Origin of the sequence: Bradyrhizobium amphicarpaeae (assembly GCF_002266435.3) — a bacterium.
GTDB classification, from domain to species: domain Bacteria; phylum Pseudomonadota; class Alphaproteobacteria; order Rhizobiales; family Xanthobacteraceae; genus Bradyrhizobium; species Bradyrhizobium amphicarpaeae.
This window is the reverse complement of sequence record NZ_CP029426.2, coordinates 1,053,082-1,069,806: the sequence shown is the minus strand read 5'-3', so window position 1 is coordinate 1,069,806 and position 16,725 is coordinate 1,053,082. Positions and strand designations below refer to the sequence as shown.

The following is a 16,725-nucleotide window of genomic DNA, read 5'->3' as shown; positions in this document are numbered from 1 at the left end:
TCGTCATTGCGGGGACAACAATACATGATTGTCATTCCGGGGCGCGACGAAGTCGCGAGCCCGGAAACCATCGCGCAGCAACCCAGGACGTGAAATGGATTCCGGGCTCGACGCTTCGCGTCGCCCCGGAATGACGGAGAGACTTACGCCGGCGCAAGCTCGTCATAAACAGGATAATCCGTATACCCCTTCTCCTCGCCGCCGTAGAACGTCGCGCGATTGTACGGGGTGATCGGATAATCGTGCTGCAGCCGCCGCGGCAGGTCCGGATTGGAGATGAAGATCCGGCCGAAGGCTATGATGTCGGCGTGGCCGTCGGCGATCGCCGCGTTTGCGGTCTCGCCGGTGAAGCCGCCGGCGGTCATCAGCACGCCGCCGTAGAGCGGGCGGAACAGCACCATCGCGGACGGCACGTTCTGCCAGTTGACCTCAGCGCGACCCGAGCCGCTCGATCGCGGCTCGATGAAGTGCAGATAGGCGAGGCCAAGCTTGTCGAGCGCCTTCACCACATGAGTGTAGAGCGGCATCGGATCGGGCTCGCCTGAATCATTGGCGATGCCGTAGGGCGACAGCCGTACGGCAACGCGATTGGCACCCCAGACGTCGATCGCGGCCTGTGTCACTTCGAGCAGCAGACGGGCGCGATTCTCGATCGAACCGCCATATTGATCGGTGCGCTGGTTGCTGCGCGATTGCAGGAATTGCTCGAGCAGATAGCCGTTGGCGCCGTGAATCTCGACACCGTCGAAGCCGGCCGCAAGCGCGTTCTTCGCACCTTGCCTGAAGGCCTCGACGATACCCTTGACCTCTTCGGTCTCGAGCGCGCGCGGCGTCTCGTAGTCCGAGATCTTGCCATCGGCGGTCATCGCCTTCATCCCTTCGGCCTTGATCGCGATGGCCGAAGCAGACACCGGCAGCTGGCCGCCATGGAAGGAGGAATGCGAGACCCGGCCGACGTGCCAGAGCTGGAGGAAGATGATGCCGCCCTTGGCGTGCACCGCATCCGTCACCTTGCGCCAGCCGGCAATCTGCGCCTCCGAATAGATGCCCGGCGTCGCGGGATTGCCGCGGCCCTGCGAGAGCACCGGCGAGGCCTCGGCGATGAGCAGACCGCCTTGCGTCGCGCGCTGGCTGTAATATTCGGCGTTGAGCGGCCGCGGCGCAAAGCTCTCGCGCTCGGCCCTCATGCGCGTCAGCGGCGCCAGCGCGACGCGATGCGCAAGCTTGTACGGACCGACCTGCAACGGTTTGAACAACGCCTCGAATTTCATGGGAGCCCCGAATGAATATGGAAGGACGCGGATCATATAGCGAGGGGCGGTCACCCGAAAAGGCGCCGCCCCATAAAAACGGATATTCCCTTCCGCGGAACGCGGGGGAAGAACAGGCCTTACGCCGTCTTGATCCAGACGGACTTCACGTTGAGATATTCTTCGACATGCTGCTTGCCGGACTCGCGGCCGTAGCCGCTCATCTTGTAGCCGCCGAAGGGCACGGCCGGGTCCATCGCCTGGTAGCAGTTCACCCACACCGAGCCGGCACGCAGCGACTTTGCAACCGCATGGGCCTTGCTGACGTCGCGCGTCCACAGTCCCGAGCCGAGGCCGAAGGTGGTGTTGTTGGCGCGCTTGACCAGCTCGTCCATGTCCTTGAACGCGATCGCGGAGATGACGGGGCCGAAGATCTCCTCCTGCGCGATGCGCATGTTGTCCTGCACGCCCGCGAACACCGTCGGCGAGACGAAGAAGCCCTTCGACAGGGCGCCCTCGGTGACGCGGCCGCCGCCGGCGAGCGCCTTCGCGCCTTCTTTTTGACCGATGTCGAGATAGCCGGTGACGCGCTTGAGTTGTTCCTCGGACACCAGCGGACCGATCTGCACGTTGGGATCGAGGCCGTTGCCGACCTGCAGCTTCTTGCCGAATTCGGCGACGCGGCCGACGAACTCTTCGTAGATCGACTGCTCGACGAACAGACGCGTGCCCGCGCTGCAGATCTGGCCCGAATTGGCGAACACCGCCATCGCCGCGCCAGGCACGGCGGCGTCGAGATCGGCATCGGCGAACACAATGTCCGGCGACTTGCCGCCGAGCTCAAGCGAGACGCGCTTCAAGTTACCGGCGGAGGCACGAATGATCGACTGACCCGTGACGTGCGAGCCGGTGAAGGCGACCTTGTCGACGTCATGGTGCGAGGCGAGCGCGGCGCCCGCGGTTTCGCCATAGCCGGGCACGACGTTGATGACGCCGGGCGGAATGCCCGCCTCCATCGCCAGTTCGGCAATGCGCAGCGAGGTCAGCGGCGCCTCTTCGGCAGGCTTGAGCACCACGGTGCAGCCGGTCGCGATCGCGGGGCCGATCTTCCAGATCGTCGCCGTGAGCGGGCCGTTCCAGGGAATGATGGCGCCAACGACGCCGATCGGCTCCTTCAGCGTGTAGGAGAAGATCTCGCCGGGCAGCGAGTTCTCGATGGTCTCGCCGTGGATCGCCGTGGTCTGGCCGGCATAATAGCGCAGCATGCCGACGGCGCGCAGGCGATAGGCGCGGGTGCGGCTGAGCGGCGCACCCATGTCGAGCGTGTCGAGCTGCGACAATTCGTCGAAATTCTTCTCGACGAGATCCGCGAGCTTCAGCAGCAGGTTCTGCCGCTCGAACGGTTTGACCTTGCTCCAGGGGCCCTCGAAGGCGCGGCGGGCCGCGGCGACCGCACGATCGATGTCTTCCTTGTCGCCCTCGGCGACGGTTGCGAGCAATTCGCCGGTGGCGGGGTTATGAGTTTCGAAGCGCTTGCCTGAGGCGGCATCGATCCATTTGCCGTCGATCAGCATCTGCTTGTAGGACCCGTTGGCGAACGGATGGCGCGTGATCGGAATAGCCTGCGACACAGCCATGGCTGCACTCCCTGTCAGGTGTTTGATTGGTTCGATCTGGGCGGGATCGTTGAGCTAGAGGATACAGCCGCGCCGGATAGGCGTAAAGGCAGCGTCGAACGAAGATCTCCCATGCCGACTTGTGCAGGGTCGGACTGCTGCCATGTTATAGCTCGACAAAGAGTCCTCGCCGGAGACGATCCATGCCACATCCCGCCATCGTCAAAGACAATGTCGCCGTGATCACGGGCGGCGCATCCGGAATCGGGTTTGCCGCCGCGGCGGCCTTCGCGCGCGCCGGCATGAAGGTGTGCATCGCGGATGTCGACCGGGAACGGCTGGCGGACGCCGCGACAAAACTGTCATCCGTCACGTCTGCCACAAACGTGATGACCTCAGTCGTCGATGTCAGCAGCGCGGAGAGCGTGAGGGAACTGGAACGCGCCGTGAGCGCGCAGTTCGGCGGAACGGACCTGCTCATGAACAATGCCGGCATCCAGCCGGGCAGCACGCTGTTCGGCGAACCCGACAATTGGCAGCGCATCATCGCCGTCAACATGTGGGGCATCATCAACGGCTCGCGCGTCTTCGCGCCCGGCATGATCGCGCGCGGCAAGACCGGCCTCATCATCAACACCGGCTCGAAGCAGGGCATCACCACGCCGCCGGGCGATCCCGCCTACAATGTCTCCAAGGCCGGCGTGAAGGCATTTACCGAAGCGCTGCAGCACGAGTTGCGCAACACGAAAGACTGTCGCATCGCGGCGCATTTGCTGATCCCCGGCTTCGTCTTCACCGGCCTCACCGCGAAGGGACGCACCGAGAAGCCGGCCGGCGCCTGGACGCCGGAGCAGACGGTCGATTTCATGCTGGCGCGGCTGGAGGCCGGCGATTTCTACATCCTGTGCCCGGACAACGACGTGCCGCGCGCGCTCGACGAGAAGCGCATCCAATGGGCCGCCGGCGACATCGTCGAGAACCGCCCGCCGCTGTCGCGCTGGCACCCGGAATACACGGATGCGTTCACGCGGTTTGCCGAGGAGAAGTAACGCTTTTTCCTTTTCCCCTTGCGGGAGAAGCTGGCGCGAAGCGCCGGATGAGGGGTTCGCTCAACCCGTGCAATTGTCCGTGGGGAGAGAACCCCTCACCCGGCTTCGCTCTCGCGAAGCCACCCTCTCCCACAAGGGGGCCTGTTGCGCTATTGGCTTTTGGAGCTGAAGACGGCAGAGGAGAAGGTCTTGGTTGGGGGCGATTGCTGGCGAAGGTCTGTGGTGGTCGCCCTCGGGGGGCGGCTCACGCGGCGATCGTGGCCCATCGCCTCATGTTAAATGCGATGGAGGCAAGCAGGACTTGTCCGCTTGCCTTCATGAGACCGACGTAACGGATGCAGGTCAGCCGCATCCTGCGTTTGAGGGTAGCGAAGGTGGTCTCGACTGTCGCCCGTCGTCGAGAGACGAGAAGATTGTAGCGTTTGAGCCTCGGCGGCAACTCCGGATGGTGGCGGTTGGGACGTCGGGCGATGCGGGGCTTTTTGCCCTCCGCCTTCAGCCGGGCTCGTCTGGCATGGGTATCGTAAGCCGCATCGGCCCACACCACGGCTTCGTCGCCGCGGATCAACTCATCGGCCGGCGTGGTGTCGTTGACATTGGCGGGCGTGGTCAGAACCGAGCGGATCAGGCCTGATCCTTCGTCGACGCCGACATGAGCCTTGTAGCCGAAGGTCGAGCCGCTCTTGCCTTGCCGCTTGGTGAACCGGGCGTCAGGGTCGTTTGAGGGACGATCCTCCTTCGGAGGAGCCGAGACTGCCTGGATCAAGGTCGCATCCAGCATCGTGCCGCGCTTGAGGATGACGCCGGCATTCTCAAGCTGACGATCGAGTTCACCAAACAACTTCTCCAACAGACCTTGTTCGACGAGCTGGTTCCGGAAGCGGTTCAGAACCGTATGGTCGGGCGTCGCGTCCTCAAGACTCAAACCGACGAAGCGCTTGAAGGACAATCGGTCGCCCAGCGCCTCCTCGAGTTCGCGCTCCGACAGACCGTAGAGTGACTGCAGCAGCACAGCGCGAAACAACACCAGCACCGGATAGCCTGGACGACCGGGCCCCGCTTCATCACGCAAATGGGCGAGCAGCTTCTCGAACCGGTACCATTTGACCAAGCCAGACAGCCGATCCAGTGCCGCATTAGCGCCAGCCCCTTTCGGCAACCACGCCTCTATAAAGCTCGGCTGCCCCGTCTGCTTCACTGCCATCGTCAATCTCCAAGGCTTCGCCCTAGAGAATCACAATTGATGGATTACGCAACAGTCCCACAAGGGGGAGAAGGTAAAAAGGCTACAGCGTCTCTTGCTGGTGTCCGCAATTCTTGCAGGCGAACTTGACCCGGGTCTGGCCCTTTTCCGCCTGGACCCGATTCGGCGCGCCGCACTTGCCGCAGACGGCCTCGATGCGGGTCGAGCCCTGCTTGACGACGATGGTCTTTTTTTCCATCGATTCGCGGATCAGGCGCTCGGCCTCCTCACGCAGCGATTGTTTCGACAAAGCTCGTCTCCGCCTCTGGAAAGCGCGAGAGCCATATCGCACCTGCGTTGGAAGTACAATGCGGGATGCGGATCGGAAGGCCCGATCAGAACGTCATTCCGGGCGCTCGCGGACGCGAGAGCCGCGGCGCTGCGCGGCTCTCTTGCTCGTCGTCCGGATTGGCACAAGGCAGATTCTTCAAGCCGCCTTTTCGTCAAGCCGCCTTGGAAACCTCCATCAGCAGCCGTTCGGCCTTGGCATCCTCGATGCGGTTCACCAGCCGGCTGCTCTCGTGATTGTCGCGCACGGTCTTGGTCAGGGTGATGCAGGTCTGGATCAGCATGACGATGCCCATGGTGAGATAGCCCTTCATCCAGAAGTCGATGGGCAGGAAGAAGATGCCGATGGCGATGAGGAACGCGGAGGCTGCGAAGGACGCGTAAGTGAAGGTCACCCAGGCGCTGCTATGAGGTTGGCCGTTCTGGTTCATGATGGTCTCCCGTTGGTTCGAATGATGATGGGGTTGGGATCAGGCAGTCGGCGCGCGCTTGGATTTCAACCGGACCAGCACGTCGTCCGCAGTCGTCTTCAGCCGTGGGCCAAAGCCCTGCTCGGCAAGTCTCTCGGCGGTGGCGAGCGGTCCGGTGGCTGCATCGAGCTCGACCAGAGCATCATCGGCTGCCTGAGTTTCCATCTGCCGCTCGCGCAGGCGCCGCAGGGTGCTCTCCGCCTCCGGCAGCGTGGATTCGTAAGGACGTGCCGCCTCGATGCCGCTGCGGCGAAGCGAGCGCACCGCCTCCGACGCTCGGGCGACGCGGCGGCCGCGATCGAGCTCGGTGATGCGAGCCTGCGCGGTTGCGACGTGCCGCTTCAGCCTGACGATCTCGGTCGCGAACAAGGCGCGGGCCGTCATGGCCGCATCGCGGTCCGCCTCCAGGCCTGCGATGGCGTCGGCGGCGTCCCTGGCGAGATCCTCGCGGCCGCCCTCGAGCGCCGCAAGCGCGCGCGTCTCGAGATCGGCGATGCGGGCGATTGTCGCCTCGAGCTTGCGGCCCTCCTGCTGGTCCTGCGCGATCGCCAGCGCCAACGTCCGCTTGCTGCGCTCGACGGCTGCGGCCGCATCGCGCATCTGCTGGTCGAGAATGAGGAGGGCCGTCCGGTCTTCCAGCTCCTCGCCGGCGGCGGCCACGCTGCCCCGGAAAAGTGTCACCACGGTCTTGAACATCTCTTGCTCCCTGTTTATGAGCGCTGCTCACAAACAGTTTGTAGCAATATCCATGAACATTGTTCAAGATAAATTTGAGCAGCGCTCAAGAAATTGATTAGAATGTCTAAAGCCTTGGAACGGCGGGAGAAACTTCGATCCGACCTCATCCTGGCGGCAGAGGGGATGATCGCTGACCGTGGATTGTCGGGGCTGAAGACCCGCGACCTCGCCCGCCAGATCGGCTGCGCCAATGGGGCGGTCTATAATCTCGTGGAGGACATGGACGAGCTGATCCTGCGCGTGGGCTCGCGCACGCTGCACCGGCTCGACGAGGCGCTGAGCGCCGCTGAGCGCGCGGGCGCCCCCTCGCCGCAGGAGACGCTGGTCCGCATCGCCATCGCCTATTGCGATTTCGCGGCGGAGAATCTCCAGCTCTGGCGCGCGCTGTTCGAACACCGCATGGAGGCTGACAAGGTCGTTCCCGGATGGTCGATCGACGACCAGATGCAGCTGTTCCGCCACATCCACCAGCCGCTGGCCGCACTGTTTCCAAAGCGCAGCCCGGAGCAGCTCGGCATCACCGCGCGCAGCCTGTTCTCCGCGGTGCATGGCATGGTGGCACTGGGGTTGGAGCAAAAACTGGTCGCGGTGCCGCTGCCGGCGCTGCGCGAGGAAATCTCAGGCCTCGTGCGCGCGATGATCGACGGACTGATCGCGCGAGCGATGTAGAGCCGTGCAGCAATGGGATTGCAGAGATCTCGCCGGCACCAACCACCGCGTAGACGCGCTCCCACCACCAGATCTTAATCTCGACGAGAGCTTAGGAACGAACATTCCGAGGGCCGGTTGACCGCATAGTTTCCCTCACAGCGCGAGTTTCCCATGTATCACCACGTCAAGAAACTGATGTTCACCGTGCGTGTCGACGAACCCGATCCCCGCTTCGGCAATATGCTGCTCGAGCAGTTCGGAGGCGCCAACGGGGAACTCGCGGCCGCCATGCAATATTCGATTCAAGGTTTGAATTGCGAGGACCCCGACCGCAAGGATCTCCTGATGGATATCGGCACCGAAGAGCTCAGCCATCTCGAAGTCGTCGGTTGTCTTGCGCGCATGCATCTTGCGCCTTCGAAGAACGACCGCCAGGCGGCAGAGGCCGATCCGCTGATTGCGATCGCCGGTGGCGGCGGCGTCAATCTGTTCAATTCACAAGGCAATCCCTGAACCGCCGACTATCTGAAGATCACCGGCGAGCTCGACGTCGACCTCCGCAGCAACATCGCCGCCGAGGCCCGCGCGAAGATCGTTTATGAACGGCTGATCAATTTCTGCGACGATTCGGGCAGCAAGGACGCGCTCCAGTTCCTGATGACGCGGGAGATCACGCATATGAAGGCTTTCGCGCGAGCGCTCGAAAGCCTGTCGAAGCCGGCCTTCAGCATCGGCAGGATCGCGCCGACGCCCGGCCTCGTCAACCAGTACTTCAACGACTCCACCGGCAGCGGTGACCACGGCGAAATCGACACCCGCGGTCCCTGGAACGAGGGCGAGGACTGGGTGTTCACGGAATCACCCGCTCTGCAGTCCACCGATTCCGGCGCCGGCACGCCGATCGTCACCGAAAGCTCATCGCCCGTGGACGAGGCGGGCCTGACCGATCTCCTGCTCCATGAACTGCGCGACATTCTCCATGCCGAGAAGCAGTTGACCAAGGCTCTTCCCAAGATGGCGCAGGCCGCCCGCTTCGACCAGCTGCGGGAATTGTTCGAGCAGCATCTGGGCGAGACGGAGAATCAGGTCGAGCGCATCAACGAATGCTTCGAGCTGCTCGGCGAGACCGCACGCGCCAAGCCCTGTAAAGGCATGATGGGCCTCATCGAGGAAGGCCAGGAGGTCATGAAGGAAGCCGCAGACAAGGAAGACGCAGCCGCCGACCTCTCGCTGATTTCTGCGGCTCAACGCGTCGAGCATTACGAGATGTCCGGCTACACCACCGCACGCAATCTGGCGCAGCAGCTCCGGCATAGCGCGGTGGTCGCCCTGCTCTCCAAATCCCTGGCCGAGGAAGAAAACGCCGATCTCCTGCTCAATCAGGTCGCGCGATCGCTGATGTCGGTTGCGAAGATGCCTGCCGCAGTGGAGCAGGCTGAATAGGAAACGCCTGGCGCACGCCCCAGACGCACACCGAATGAAGCCGCCTCGCGCCATCGCGCGGGGCGGTCGGCCGCGGATACGACACGATCAGTCGTGCCGGTGGCACACACCTTGCCTCTCGATACCGGACAATTGCCGGACAGGAGGCGCCCATGAGCAGTTCACCCTTCCACATGAGCCGCCGCAGCGTGCTCGGCGGCGCGGGTGCCGCCGGCATCAGTGCCGTCGCTCCGCCCCTCGCCTGGGCGCAGGGACGTAGCGAGACCCTGCTGGTGGTGCAGGAGCTGGGTCCGAACTCGCTGGACATGCAGGGCGTCGGCTCCAACCAGACCGTGAACGGGCTATCGTGGAATTGCTACGACCGCCTGCTTTCCTACGCCTCCAGGACGCTGCCGGACGGAACGCTGTCGTATGATCGCGAGAAACTCGCGCCCGAACTGGCCGAGAGCTGGGAGGTCGCGGCCGACGGCATGTCCTGCACCTTCAGGCTTCGCAAGGACGCGAAATTCCACGACGGCACGCCAGTCACCGCCAAGGACGTCAAATGGTCGTTCGACCGCGCGGTGAAGGTCGGCGGCTTCCCGACCTTCCAGATGTCGGCAGGATCGCTGGAGAAGCCCGAACAGTTCGTGGTCGTCGACGATCACACCTTCCGCATCGACTATGTCCGCAAGGACAAGATGCTGCTGTTCAACGTCGCCGTGGTCGTGCCCTTCATCATCAACTCGGAACTGGCGAAGAAGAATGCAACACAGGAAGACCCCTGGGCATTGACGTGGCTCCGGAACAACGAGGCCGGCGGCGGTGCCTACAGAATCGAGAGCTGGAAGCCCGGCAGCGAGACCGTGCTGGCGCGTTTCGACGACTGGAAGAGCGGACCCTTGCCGAAGATCAGGCGCGTGATCGCACGCGATGTTCCCTCCGGCGGGACCCGCCGCGCCATGCTGGAGCGAGGCGACGCCGACTTGTCGAGCGGCTTTGCGCCGCGCGATTTCGACCAGCTCATCCGGGAAGGCAAGGTCAAGGTATCGGGCGTACCGATCCCCAATGCGCTCTGGTACGTTGCTCTGAACACCGCAAAGCCGCCGTTCGACAATATGAAGCTGCGCCAGGCCGTCGCCTGGGCGATGCCATATGAGCAGATCCAGAGCAGCGCGTTCTTCGGCCGTGCCGTTCCGATGTACGGAGGAGCGGCGGACGTCTCAAAGCCGGTCTGGCCGCAACCGTTTCCCTACGCCACCGACCTGGACAAGGCCAAGGCCTTGATGAAGGAAGCAGGTTTCGGGTCCGGCCTGGAGACGACGCTATCGCTCGACACCGGCACCGCGACCGTCGGCGAGCCCACGGCGATCCTGATCCAGGAGAGCCTCGCCAAGATCGGCATCAAGGCATCAATCGAAAAAATCCCGGGCGCGAACTGGCGCACGACGCTGAACAAGAAGGAGCTGCCGCTTGCGCTCAACCGTTTCAGCGGCTGGCTCGACTATCCCGAATATTACTTCTACTGGAATTTCCACGGCAACAATTCGATCTTCAACATCTCCTCCTATCAGAACAAGGAGATGGACGCGCTGATCGACAAGGCCCGCTTCACCGCGGACGCAGCCGAGTACGACAAGGCGGTGAAGGATTTCATCGCGCTCTGCATCCGCGACGTGCCGGTCGTTCCGCTCAACCAGCCGATCCACGACGTCGCCATGCAGAAAGGCATCACCGGCTACGAGTTCTGGTTTCACCGCGAGCCGGACTACCGTCAATTTTCGAAGGGCTGATGCCGCTCGACGACGCGGAGCACATCTGACGCCGCCCGCGCCTGCTCGATCGGAAAACCTCGCGTCAGCCGCGCCCCGCTCGCGCGCAGCGCCGCGGCATCCAGCATGCCTTTCCGCGAGCCTTCCAGGGCGCAAGCGAAGACGCGGTAGAATTGCGCGCCGTCATAGGCGACCAGCAGCAGGTCGACGCCGGCATTGATCGCCTCGACCACGGCCTTGCAGACGTCGTTCTGGTAGATCGCACCCATCACGAGGTCGTCGGTCATCACCACGCCCTGATAGCCCCATTTGTCACGGATGATGCCATCGACGACGCGCCGGGAGTGCGAGGCGGCGCGGTCGGGGTCGACCGCGGTGAGGGTGACATGGCCGACCATCAGTGCGCTGCGCGAATGCGACAGCACCTCGCGGAACGGAAGCCAGTCGGTGGCTTCCAATTCCCCGACCGGCGTATCGAGATTGGCACTGAAATGATGCGTGTCGGTGCGGACGCGGCCGATGCCCGGAAAATGCTTTAGCGTGGCACCGACGCCGGATTCCTCCAGCCCGCGCACATAGGCGGTCGCGATCGTGCTGACGACGGCCGGATCGGTTGCGATTGCGCGCTGGCCGATCAGCGTGTGGAAATCGAGACGGTTGCGCCGCGCCGGCGGCTTGAGGTCGAGCACCGGCGCGAGATTGAGGTTGACGCCGAGGTCCGCAAGCTCGCGTCCGTGAATACGACCGAACTCTTCAGCCTTGGACCGCTGGTCGTCGGGAGCAAGACCGGCGAGCGTCGCCAGCGCCGGCACCTTGGTCAGCGGCGGCGCCAGATGCCCGACGATGCCGCCCTCCTGGTCTGCGGCGACGACCAGCGGCGGCAGGCCAGCCGCGCGCCTGATATCCTGAAGCGCCGAGATTTCCGCACGTAACGTCGCGACGGTCCGGCCCCGGATGTTGTGCCGGGTCACATAGACGCCGCCGATCAATCCCTGCTCGGCAAGGCGCGCGACCTCGGGAAACGAGGAATAGCCGACCATGAAATGAGGCCCGAGCTGGCGCGCCTCGGCGGCGCTTGCGCCGAGAACGTCGTGCTTGCGGAGCTCGAACTTCAGATGCGCCGCGGACATCAGGACCGGCGGCAGGCACCAGAGCGTGACGAGCAGCTTGCCCGCGATGGTCCGCCGACGCCTACTGCGCAGCAGCAGGAGGACGATCGCGACGCTTGCGACGACAAGCGCGAGGTTTCCGGCGCCACGCAATGGGACCAGATAGGGATCGTTCTTGTTCGCGGCCGCGAATGCGACAACAGGTGCGGCAAGCCAAAGCAGAATGTGACCGATACGGCGGAGGAATTGCATGATGCATCACGCGCTGGGAGGGGCGAATGCTTCGCACCTATCAAAGCAATTCACGCCGGGCGAGAGGCAAAAGCGCGCCTGCACGAAAACTGCAAAAGACTCCTGAAACCGTGCAGACGATGATCCCGGCTTCTGCACAAGCACCGTTCAGACTTCGTGATGCCACCCATCACGAGAGGTCTTTTCGAATATGACAAGCCTGGCTTCGACGATCGTAGAGGACATCAAGCCGATCGGTCACGCCTCGATCCCGGCCAAGGTCGGCCTCGCGCTGGTGCTGGCCGCACTCGCCGACTGGCTGTTCTACGGCCAGCGGATCGGGCTCTCGCTGACGCTCTTTGCAATCGCGCTCGCCGGGGTATCGGCGCTGTTCAATCATGCGGTCGTTGACTTGCGCCGCGCCCTGATCGGCTCGGCCGTTCTCGTCGCCGGTCTGGTGCCTGCTATCGAGGAGCTCAACACCCTGTCGTTCCTGATCCTGATCGCGTCGCTCGCGATGGCGTTGCTGCTCGTAACCAATTCGGAAACGACCGGGCTCGCCGACCGCGCCCGCGCGCTGCGCAACTTCGTCCTGCTCGGACCCTTCAGGTTCATCCTCGATGCGCCCCAGGCGTTCAACGCGTCGGCGCTGACCCGCGGCATCGCGCACTGGCTGCTGCCGGCAGCGCTGAGCAGCGTCTTCGTCGCGCTGTTCGCCGCGGCCAATCCGGTGATCGAGCAATGGGTGTCCCTGCTCAATCCGAAACTCTTCCTCCAATATATCAGCGTCCCGCGCGTGCTGTTCTGGGGCTTGATGCTGGCGCTGGCCTGGCCGTTCATCCATGTGCGCTGGCGGCGCAAGACGATCGTCACCAACGCCGTCGCGGACGGTGCTGTGCCGCTGCCGCTGCCACCCCTGGCCCCGGTGGAATTTCTTGGTCCCTCCACCGTCCTGCGCTCGCTGATCCTGTTCAATTTGCTGTTCGCGGCGCAGTCCATTCTCGACGGGATCTATCTCTGGGGCCATGTGGCACTGCCGGACAATCTGACCTATGCGGGCTACGCACATCGCGGCGCCTATCCGCTGATCGTGACCGCCCTGCTTGCCGCGGCCTTCGTGCTGGTGGCGATGCGCCCGGGCGGGCTGGCTGAGAACGCGAGGGTGATCAGGCCGCTGGTCTATCTCTGGGTCGGGCAGAACGTGCTTCTCGTCGCCTCCTCCATCCTTCGCCTCGACCTCTACGTCGACATCTACATGCTGACCTATTGGCGGATCGCGGCCTTCATCTGGATGGGGCTGGTCGCGCTCGGGCTGATCCTGATCGTCGCCCGCATCGCCCTCAACCGGTCCAACCAATGGCTCGTCGGCGTCAATCTGGTCGCGCTGGCGATCGTGCTCTACAGCTGCTCGCTCGTGAACTTCGATGCCTTCATCGCCGACTACAACGTCGCGCACAGCCGGGAGGCGTCGGGCAAGGGCCTGCAGATCGATATCAACTATCTCCTGACGCTCGGGCCGCAGGCGCTGCCCGCGATCGACAAGGCCATCGCGCTCCGGCCCGGCGCCGGCGAGAGCTGTCTTGTGTCGCGACGCGACCGCCTTGTAGAACAGCAGCGCCAGGATCTGGCCTGGCGAAGCTGGGGCTTTCGGAGCTGGCGGCTGCAGCGCAGGCTGGACGCGCAGGCGAAAGATCAGTCCGGCAGCCGGCCGGAAGGGTGAGCGGAGAAAATCTTGGCGCATCGCATCCTCATCGTCGACGACGAAGGCCATATCCGCGAGGTCATCCGCGTCGCCCTGAAGAAGGCCGGCATGGACGTGATCGAGGCGCGCGATGGCAAGGAGGCGCTCGCCCGCTTTGCCGCCGACCGACCCGATCTGATCGTGCTCGACATCGGCATGCCCGAGTTCGACGGCCTCGATGTCTGCCGCGAGATCCGCAAGAATTCCGACGTGCCGATCCTCTTCCTGTCGGCGCGCGACGAGGAGATCGACCGCATCCTCGGTCTCGAGATCGGCGGCGACGATTACGTGACGAAGCCGTTCAGCCCGCGCGAGCTGGTGGCGCGGGTCAATGTCATCCTGCGCCGGCTCAGCCCGCGCAATGGCGAGGCCAAGGCGGGTCCGGCCGCACTGTCGCAAGGCGGCCTGCTAATCGATCCCGAGCAGCATGTCGCGACCTTCGCCGGCACGCCGCTGAAGCTGACCGCGATCGAATTCGGCATCCTGCGTGCGTTCCTGGCCCGGCCGACATCGGTGTTCAACCGCGAGCAGCTGATGCGGGCGGCCTATCAGCTCAACATCCAGGTCTCCGACCGCACCATCGACAGCCACATCCGCAACATCCGCGCCAAGCTCGCGGCGCTGGATTGCGAGAACGTGATCGAGACCATCCACGGCGTCGGCTTCAAGCTCGGCCGCTGCGAGACGCCGGCATGAGCGCGGCGCCCGACAAATGGCGGCCGTCGCTCGGGCTCGTCATCTTCGCGGTGCTGGCAACGGTCGGCGTGCTGCCGCTGGTCGGCCTGTTCTTCTTCCGCCTCTACGACAACCAGCTGATCCGCCAGACCCAGGCCGAGCTGATCGCGCAGAGCCGCGTGCTGGCGACGATCTATGCGCAGGAGGTCACGGCAAGGCTCGACAGCGGGCTGACGCTCGGCGCAGAGGTGCCGCCGAACGTGCTGCCCGATCCCGGCGACCAGGTCACGCCGATCCGCCCGGCACTCGACCTCACCGCCAATGATCTGCTGCGGCGGCGGCCGGAAGGGCAGGCCGCGCCTCATCCGGCGCAGGCGGGCTATGTCGAGATCGGCGCAAGGCTGACGCCGATCATCCGCGAGACCCAGAAGGTGACGCTGGCGGGCTTCCGCATCCTCGATCCGCAAGGGGTGGTTATCGCCGGGCGGCAGGAGGTCGGCCAGTCGCTCGCCCATATCGAGGAGGTCGCGGACGCACTGCACGGGCAATATCGCGCCACCTTGCGCAACCGCGTGCCGGACAAGCCGCCTCCGCCGATCTATTCCTTCAGCCGCGGCCTCGGCGTCCACGTGTTCTCGGCAATGCCTGTCATCGTCGACAACCGTGTCGCCGGCGTAATCTACACCACGCGGACGCCGAGCAACATCTTCGACCATTTGTACCAGGAGCGGGGCAAGTTCGTGCTGGCGGGGCTCGCCGTCATCCTCGGCACGATCGCGATCGGCCTGGTGTTCTCGCGCACCATCACGCTGCCGATGCACGAGCTGATCGACCGCGCCGCGCGGATCGGCCGTGGCGACCGCGCGGCCTTCCAGCCGCTCCGACACTACGGCACGCGCGAGTTCGCGCAACTCTCGCACAGCTTCCTCGGCATGGCCGAGCAGCTGGCGCGGCGCTCCGACTATATCGCGACATTCTCGGCCCATCTGACCCACGAGCTGAGGTCGCCGCTGACCTCGATCAAGGGCGCGGCCGAGCTGCTGCAGGATTCATATCAAGGCAAGTCCGAGGGGCTGACACCGGCCGAGCAGGAGACGTTCATCGCCAACATCCTGTCCGACACAAAGCGGCTGGAGGCGATGGCGCAGCGGCTACGGGAACTTGCCCGCGCCGAAAGCCTGCCGCAGAACGAACGCACCGAGCTGGCGCCCGTGATCGCCGACCTCAAGAACCGATTTCCGGCCAGCTCCATCGAAGCCAGCGGCAGTCTCGACCGCCCCATCGGCATGTCCGGCGAAAAGGCGCTGATCGTGCTGTCGCATCTCGCCGACAACGCGATGCGGCACAAGGCCGGGACCATCAGGCTGGAGGCGGTGGACGAGCGTACGACCCTGCGTCTGACGGTGAGCAATGACGGCGAACCGATTTCGGCGCCCAACCGCGACAGGATCTTTGATGCGTTCTTCACCACCCGCCGCGACCAGGGCGGCACCGGGATGGGTCTCGCAATCGCGCGCGCGGTGATGGCGAGCCATGGCGGCTCGATCAGGCTGAAGCCGACCGAAACCGGCGCCGCCTTCGAGCTTCAGTTTCCGATGGCCTAGATCGCGAACACCCAGGCGGCGACGATGGTGCCGATGGTGACGAGACCAGCGATGGTCCAGCCCGCGGCATATTCCAGTTCAGGATGACCGGTCGCCCGCATGATTTCTGCCGGATCGGCGGTATGCTTCTGTGCCATGACAGCCTCGCACGTTTCTCCCCGCGTCATAATGTAAGTCGCTTGGGGGCACGAAAGGTTCCGTCACGGAAATGAGAGGAATGACGCAGCTTGGCTTGTTCGCCGTTCCTGACGCAGGCCCGACCGGCCTTCGCTACACGGACAATTTTATCGAACCCGCCGTCGAGCAGGGCTTGATCGACCGCATCGCAGCATTGCCGCTCGAGCGCTTCCAGTTCGGGGCGTTCGAGGGCAACCGCCGGGTGGCGTCGTTCGGCTATCGCTATCACTACACGCTGCAGCGGCTCGCAGAGGCGGAGCCGATCCCGGACTGGCTCTTGCCCATCGCGCGTCAGGCCGAGGCCTGGGCGGAGCTGCCGGAAGCCAGCGTCCGGCAGGTGCTCTGCACCGAGTATGAGGCCGGCGTCGGCATCGGCTGGCACCGCGACAAGCCGCACTTCGACAAAATCCTCGGCCTGTCGCTCGGCTCGGCCTGCAAATTCCGCTTCCGCCGCCGCAGCGGCGACAAATGGCAGCGCCACACGCTCGAGGCCCGGCCGCGCTCGCTCTATATGATGCAAGGCGAGGCGCGCTCGCACTGGGAGCACAGTATCCCGCCGGTCGAGGCGCGCCGTTACTCCATCACGTTCCGGACGATGAAGCAGGCGTAGCGAGGCCGGCCAAGCAAAAAATGAGAAAACAACCCCATGCACAGTAGAACGCCGGTTCGGCCCGAGGCGCGGCCACGCC

The 16,725-nt window shown here is 64.3% G+C and carries 15 protein-coding genes and 1 pseudogene; 8 read left to right on the top strand and 8 right to left on the bottom strand.

All coding sequences use genetic code 11. The annotated features are described in order from the left end of the window. Window positions 1-143: 143 nt before the first annotated feature. Both CIT40_RS05205 and CIT40_RS05200 read right to left on the bottom strand, forming a co-directional pair. On the bottom strand, window positions 144-1,271 hold the full coding sequence (locus CIT40_RS05205; RefSeq protein WP_094894708.1) for an alkene reductase: 1,128 nt from the start codon (window positions 1,269-1,271) through the stop codon (window positions 144-146). A 119-nt stretch (window positions 1,272-1,390) separates the two neighbouring features. Then, on the bottom strand, window positions 1,391-2,887 hold the full coding sequence (locus CIT40_RS05200; RefSeq protein ID WP_094894705.1) for an aldehyde dehydrogenase family protein: 1,497 nt from the start codon (window positions 2,885-2,887) through the stop codon (window positions 1,391-1,393). 182 nt (window positions 2,888-3,069) lie between these two features. Between CIT40_RS05200 and CIT40_RS05195 the strand changes: the two genes are divergently transcribed. Continuing rightward, a complete protein-coding gene (locus CIT40_RS05195; protein ID WP_094894703.1) occupies window positions 3,070-3,915 on the top strand; it encodes an SDR family NAD(P)-dependent oxidoreductase in 846 nt (281 codons plus the stop codon). A gap of 244 nt (window positions 3,916-4,159) precedes the next feature. On the opposite strand, the gene CIT40_RS05190 is transcribed toward CIT40_RS05195, so the two are convergent. The 4 genes from CIT40_RS05190 to CIT40_RS05175 all read right to left on the bottom strand — a co-directional run bounded on the left by CIT40_RS05190 (window position 4,160) and on the right by CIT40_RS05175 (window position 6,612). Beyond that, window positions 4,160-5,119: an IS5 family transposase gene (locus tag CIT40_RS05190; RefSeq protein ID WP_094894031.1), complete on the bottom strand. Its 960-nt coding sequence runs from the start codon at window positions 5,117-5,119 to the stop codon at window positions 4,160-4,162. Window positions 5,120-5,201: 82 nt separating this feature from the next. Beyond that, window positions 5,202-5,408: a hypothetical protein gene (locus CIT40_RS05185; protein WP_094896049.1), complete on the bottom strand. Its 207-nt coding sequence runs from the start codon at window positions 5,406-5,408 to the stop codon at window positions 5,202-5,204. Window positions 5,409-5,601: 193 nt separating this feature from the next. Beyond that, window positions 5,602-5,877, bottom strand: coding sequence for a YiaA/YiaB family inner membrane protein (locus CIT40_RS05180; RefSeq protein WP_091966026.1), 276 nt, complete (start codon window positions 5,875-5,877; stop codon window positions 5,602-5,604). Between the two features lie 39 nt (window positions 5,878-5,916). Further along, on the bottom strand, window positions 5,917-6,612 hold the full coding sequence (locus CIT40_RS05175; RefSeq protein WP_094896048.1) for a PspA/IM30 family protein: 696 nt from the start codon (window positions 6,610-6,612) through the stop codon (window positions 5,917-5,919). 102 nt (window positions 6,613-6,714) lie between these two features. Here CIT40_RS05175 and CIT40_RS05170 point away from each other — a divergent pair, with 102 nt between their 5' ends. The 3 genes and pseudogenes from CIT40_RS05170 (at window position 6,715) to CIT40_RS05160 (ending at window position 10,520) form a co-directional block, all read left to right on the top strand. Beyond that, window positions 6,715-7,323 (top strand): TetR/AcrR family transcriptional regulator, encoded by a 609-nt coding sequence (locus CIT40_RS05170; protein ID WP_094896047.1) that lies wholly within the window; start codon window positions 6,715-6,717, stop codon window positions 7,321-7,323. 153 nt (window positions 7,324-7,476) lie between these two features. Continuing rightward, window positions 7,477-8,748: pseudogene (locus tag CIT40_RS05165) on the top strand (DUF892 family protein). A gap of 152 nt (window positions 8,749-8,900) precedes the next feature. Next, on the top strand, window positions 8,901-10,520 hold the full coding sequence (locus tag CIT40_RS05160; RefSeq protein ID WP_094896046.1) for an ABC transporter substrate-binding protein: 1,620 nt from the start codon (window positions 8,901-8,903) through the stop codon (window positions 10,518-10,520). Here CIT40_RS05160 and CIT40_RS05155 read toward each other — a convergent pair. Further along, window positions 10,502-11,860, bottom strand: coding sequence for a glycoside hydrolase family 3 N-terminal domain-containing protein (locus CIT40_RS05155; protein WP_094896045.1), 1,359 nt, complete (start codon window positions 11,858-11,860; stop codon window positions 10,502-10,504). The genes CIT40_RS05160 and CIT40_RS05155 overlap by 19 nt on opposite strands. Before the next feature lie 190 nt (window positions 11,861-12,050). On the opposite strand from CIT40_RS05155, the gene CIT40_RS05150 reads away from it, so the two are divergent. The 3 genes from CIT40_RS05150 to CIT40_RS05140 are packed head-to-tail and all read left to right on the top strand — an operon-like array spanning window position 12,051 to window position 15,859. After that, window positions 12,051-13,559, top strand: coding sequence for a DUF4153 domain-containing protein (locus CIT40_RS05150; RefSeq protein WP_094896044.1), 1,509 nt, complete (start codon window positions 12,051-12,053; stop codon window positions 13,557-13,559). 12 nt (window positions 13,560-13,571) lie between these two features. Continuing rightward, window positions 13,572-14,276: a response regulator transcription factor gene (locus CIT40_RS05145; protein ID WP_094896043.1), complete on the top strand. Its 705-nt coding sequence runs from the start codon at window positions 13,572-13,574 to the stop codon at window positions 14,274-14,276. Beyond that, window positions 14,273-15,859 (top strand): ATP-binding protein, encoded by a 1,587-nt coding sequence (locus tag CIT40_RS05140; protein WP_094896042.1) that lies wholly within the window; start codon window positions 14,273-14,275, stop codon window positions 15,857-15,859. The genes CIT40_RS05145 and CIT40_RS05140 overlap by 4 nt, the downstream gene beginning before the upstream one ends. On the opposite strand, the gene CIT40_RS05135 is transcribed toward CIT40_RS05140, so the two are convergent. Beyond that, window positions 15,856-15,996, bottom strand: a complete 141-nt coding sequence (locus tag CIT40_RS05135) for a hypothetical protein (protein ID WP_164718835.1) — start codon at window positions 15,994-15,996, stop codon at window positions 15,856-15,858. The genes CIT40_RS05140 and CIT40_RS05135 overlap by 4 nt on opposite strands. Window positions 15,997-16,076: 80 nt before the next feature. Here CIT40_RS05135 and CIT40_RS05130 point away from each other — a divergent pair, with 80 nt between their 5' ends. Then, the gene (locus CIT40_RS05130; RefSeq protein WP_094896041.1) at window positions 16,077-16,646 is read left to right on the top strand and encodes an alpha-ketoglutarate-dependent dioxygenase AlkB; all 570 of its coding nucleotides are present in this window, start codon (window positions 16,077-16,079) and stop codon (window positions 16,644-16,646) included. The last annotated feature ends 79 nt before the right edge of the window (window positions 16,647-16,725 follow it).

Coding starts and splice junctions, on each gene's coding strand:
- CIT40_RS05195 (WP_094894703.1), top strand. CDS start 3,070: ATGCCACATCCCGCCATCGTCAAAGACAATGTCGCCGTGATCACGGGC.
- CIT40_RS05205 (WP_094894708.1), bottom strand. CDS start 1,271: ATGAAATTCGAGGCGTTGTTCAAACCGTTGCAGGTCGGTCCGTACAAG.
- CIT40_RS05180 (WP_091966026.1), bottom strand. CDS start 5,877: ATGAACCAGAACGGCCAACCTCATAGCAGCGCCTGGGTGACCTTCACT.
- CIT40_RS05130 (WP_094896041.1), top strand. CDS start 16,077: ATGACGCAGCTTGGCTTGTTCGCCGTTCCTGACGCAGGCCCGACCGGC.
- CIT40_RS05160 (WP_094896046.1), top strand. CDS start 8,901: ATGAGCAGTTCACCCTTCCACATGAGCCGCCGCAGCGTGCTCGGCGGC.
- CIT40_RS05190 (WP_094894031.1), bottom strand. CDS start 5,119: ATGGCAGTGAAGCAGACGGGGCAGCCGAGCTTTATAGAGGCGTGGTTG.
- CIT40_RS05140 (WP_094896042.1), top strand. CDS start 14,273: ATGAGCGCGGCGCCCGACAAATGGCGGCCGTCGCTCGGGCTCGTCATC.
- CIT40_RS05170 (WP_094896047.1), top strand. CDS start 6,715: ATGTCTAAAGCCTTGGAACGGCGGGAGAAACTTCGATCCGACCTCATC.
- CIT40_RS05135 (WP_164718835.1), bottom strand. CDS start 15,996: ATGGCACAGAAGCATACCGCCGATCCGGCAGAAATCATGCGGGCGACC.
- CIT40_RS05150 (WP_094896044.1), top strand. CDS start 12,051: ATGACAAGCCTGGCTTCGACGATCGTAGAGGACATCAAGCCGATCGGT.
- CIT40_RS05155 (WP_094896045.1), bottom strand. CDS start 11,860: ATGCAATTCCTCCGCCGTATCGGTCACATTCTGCTTTGGCTTGCCGCA.
- CIT40_RS05200 (WP_094894705.1), bottom strand. CDS start 2,887: ATGGCTGTGTCGCAGGCTATTCCGATCACGCGCCATCCGTTCGCCAAC.
- CIT40_RS05175 (WP_094896048.1), bottom strand. CDS start 6,612: ATGTTCAAGACCGTGGTGACACTTTTCCGGGGCAGCGTGGCCGCCGCC.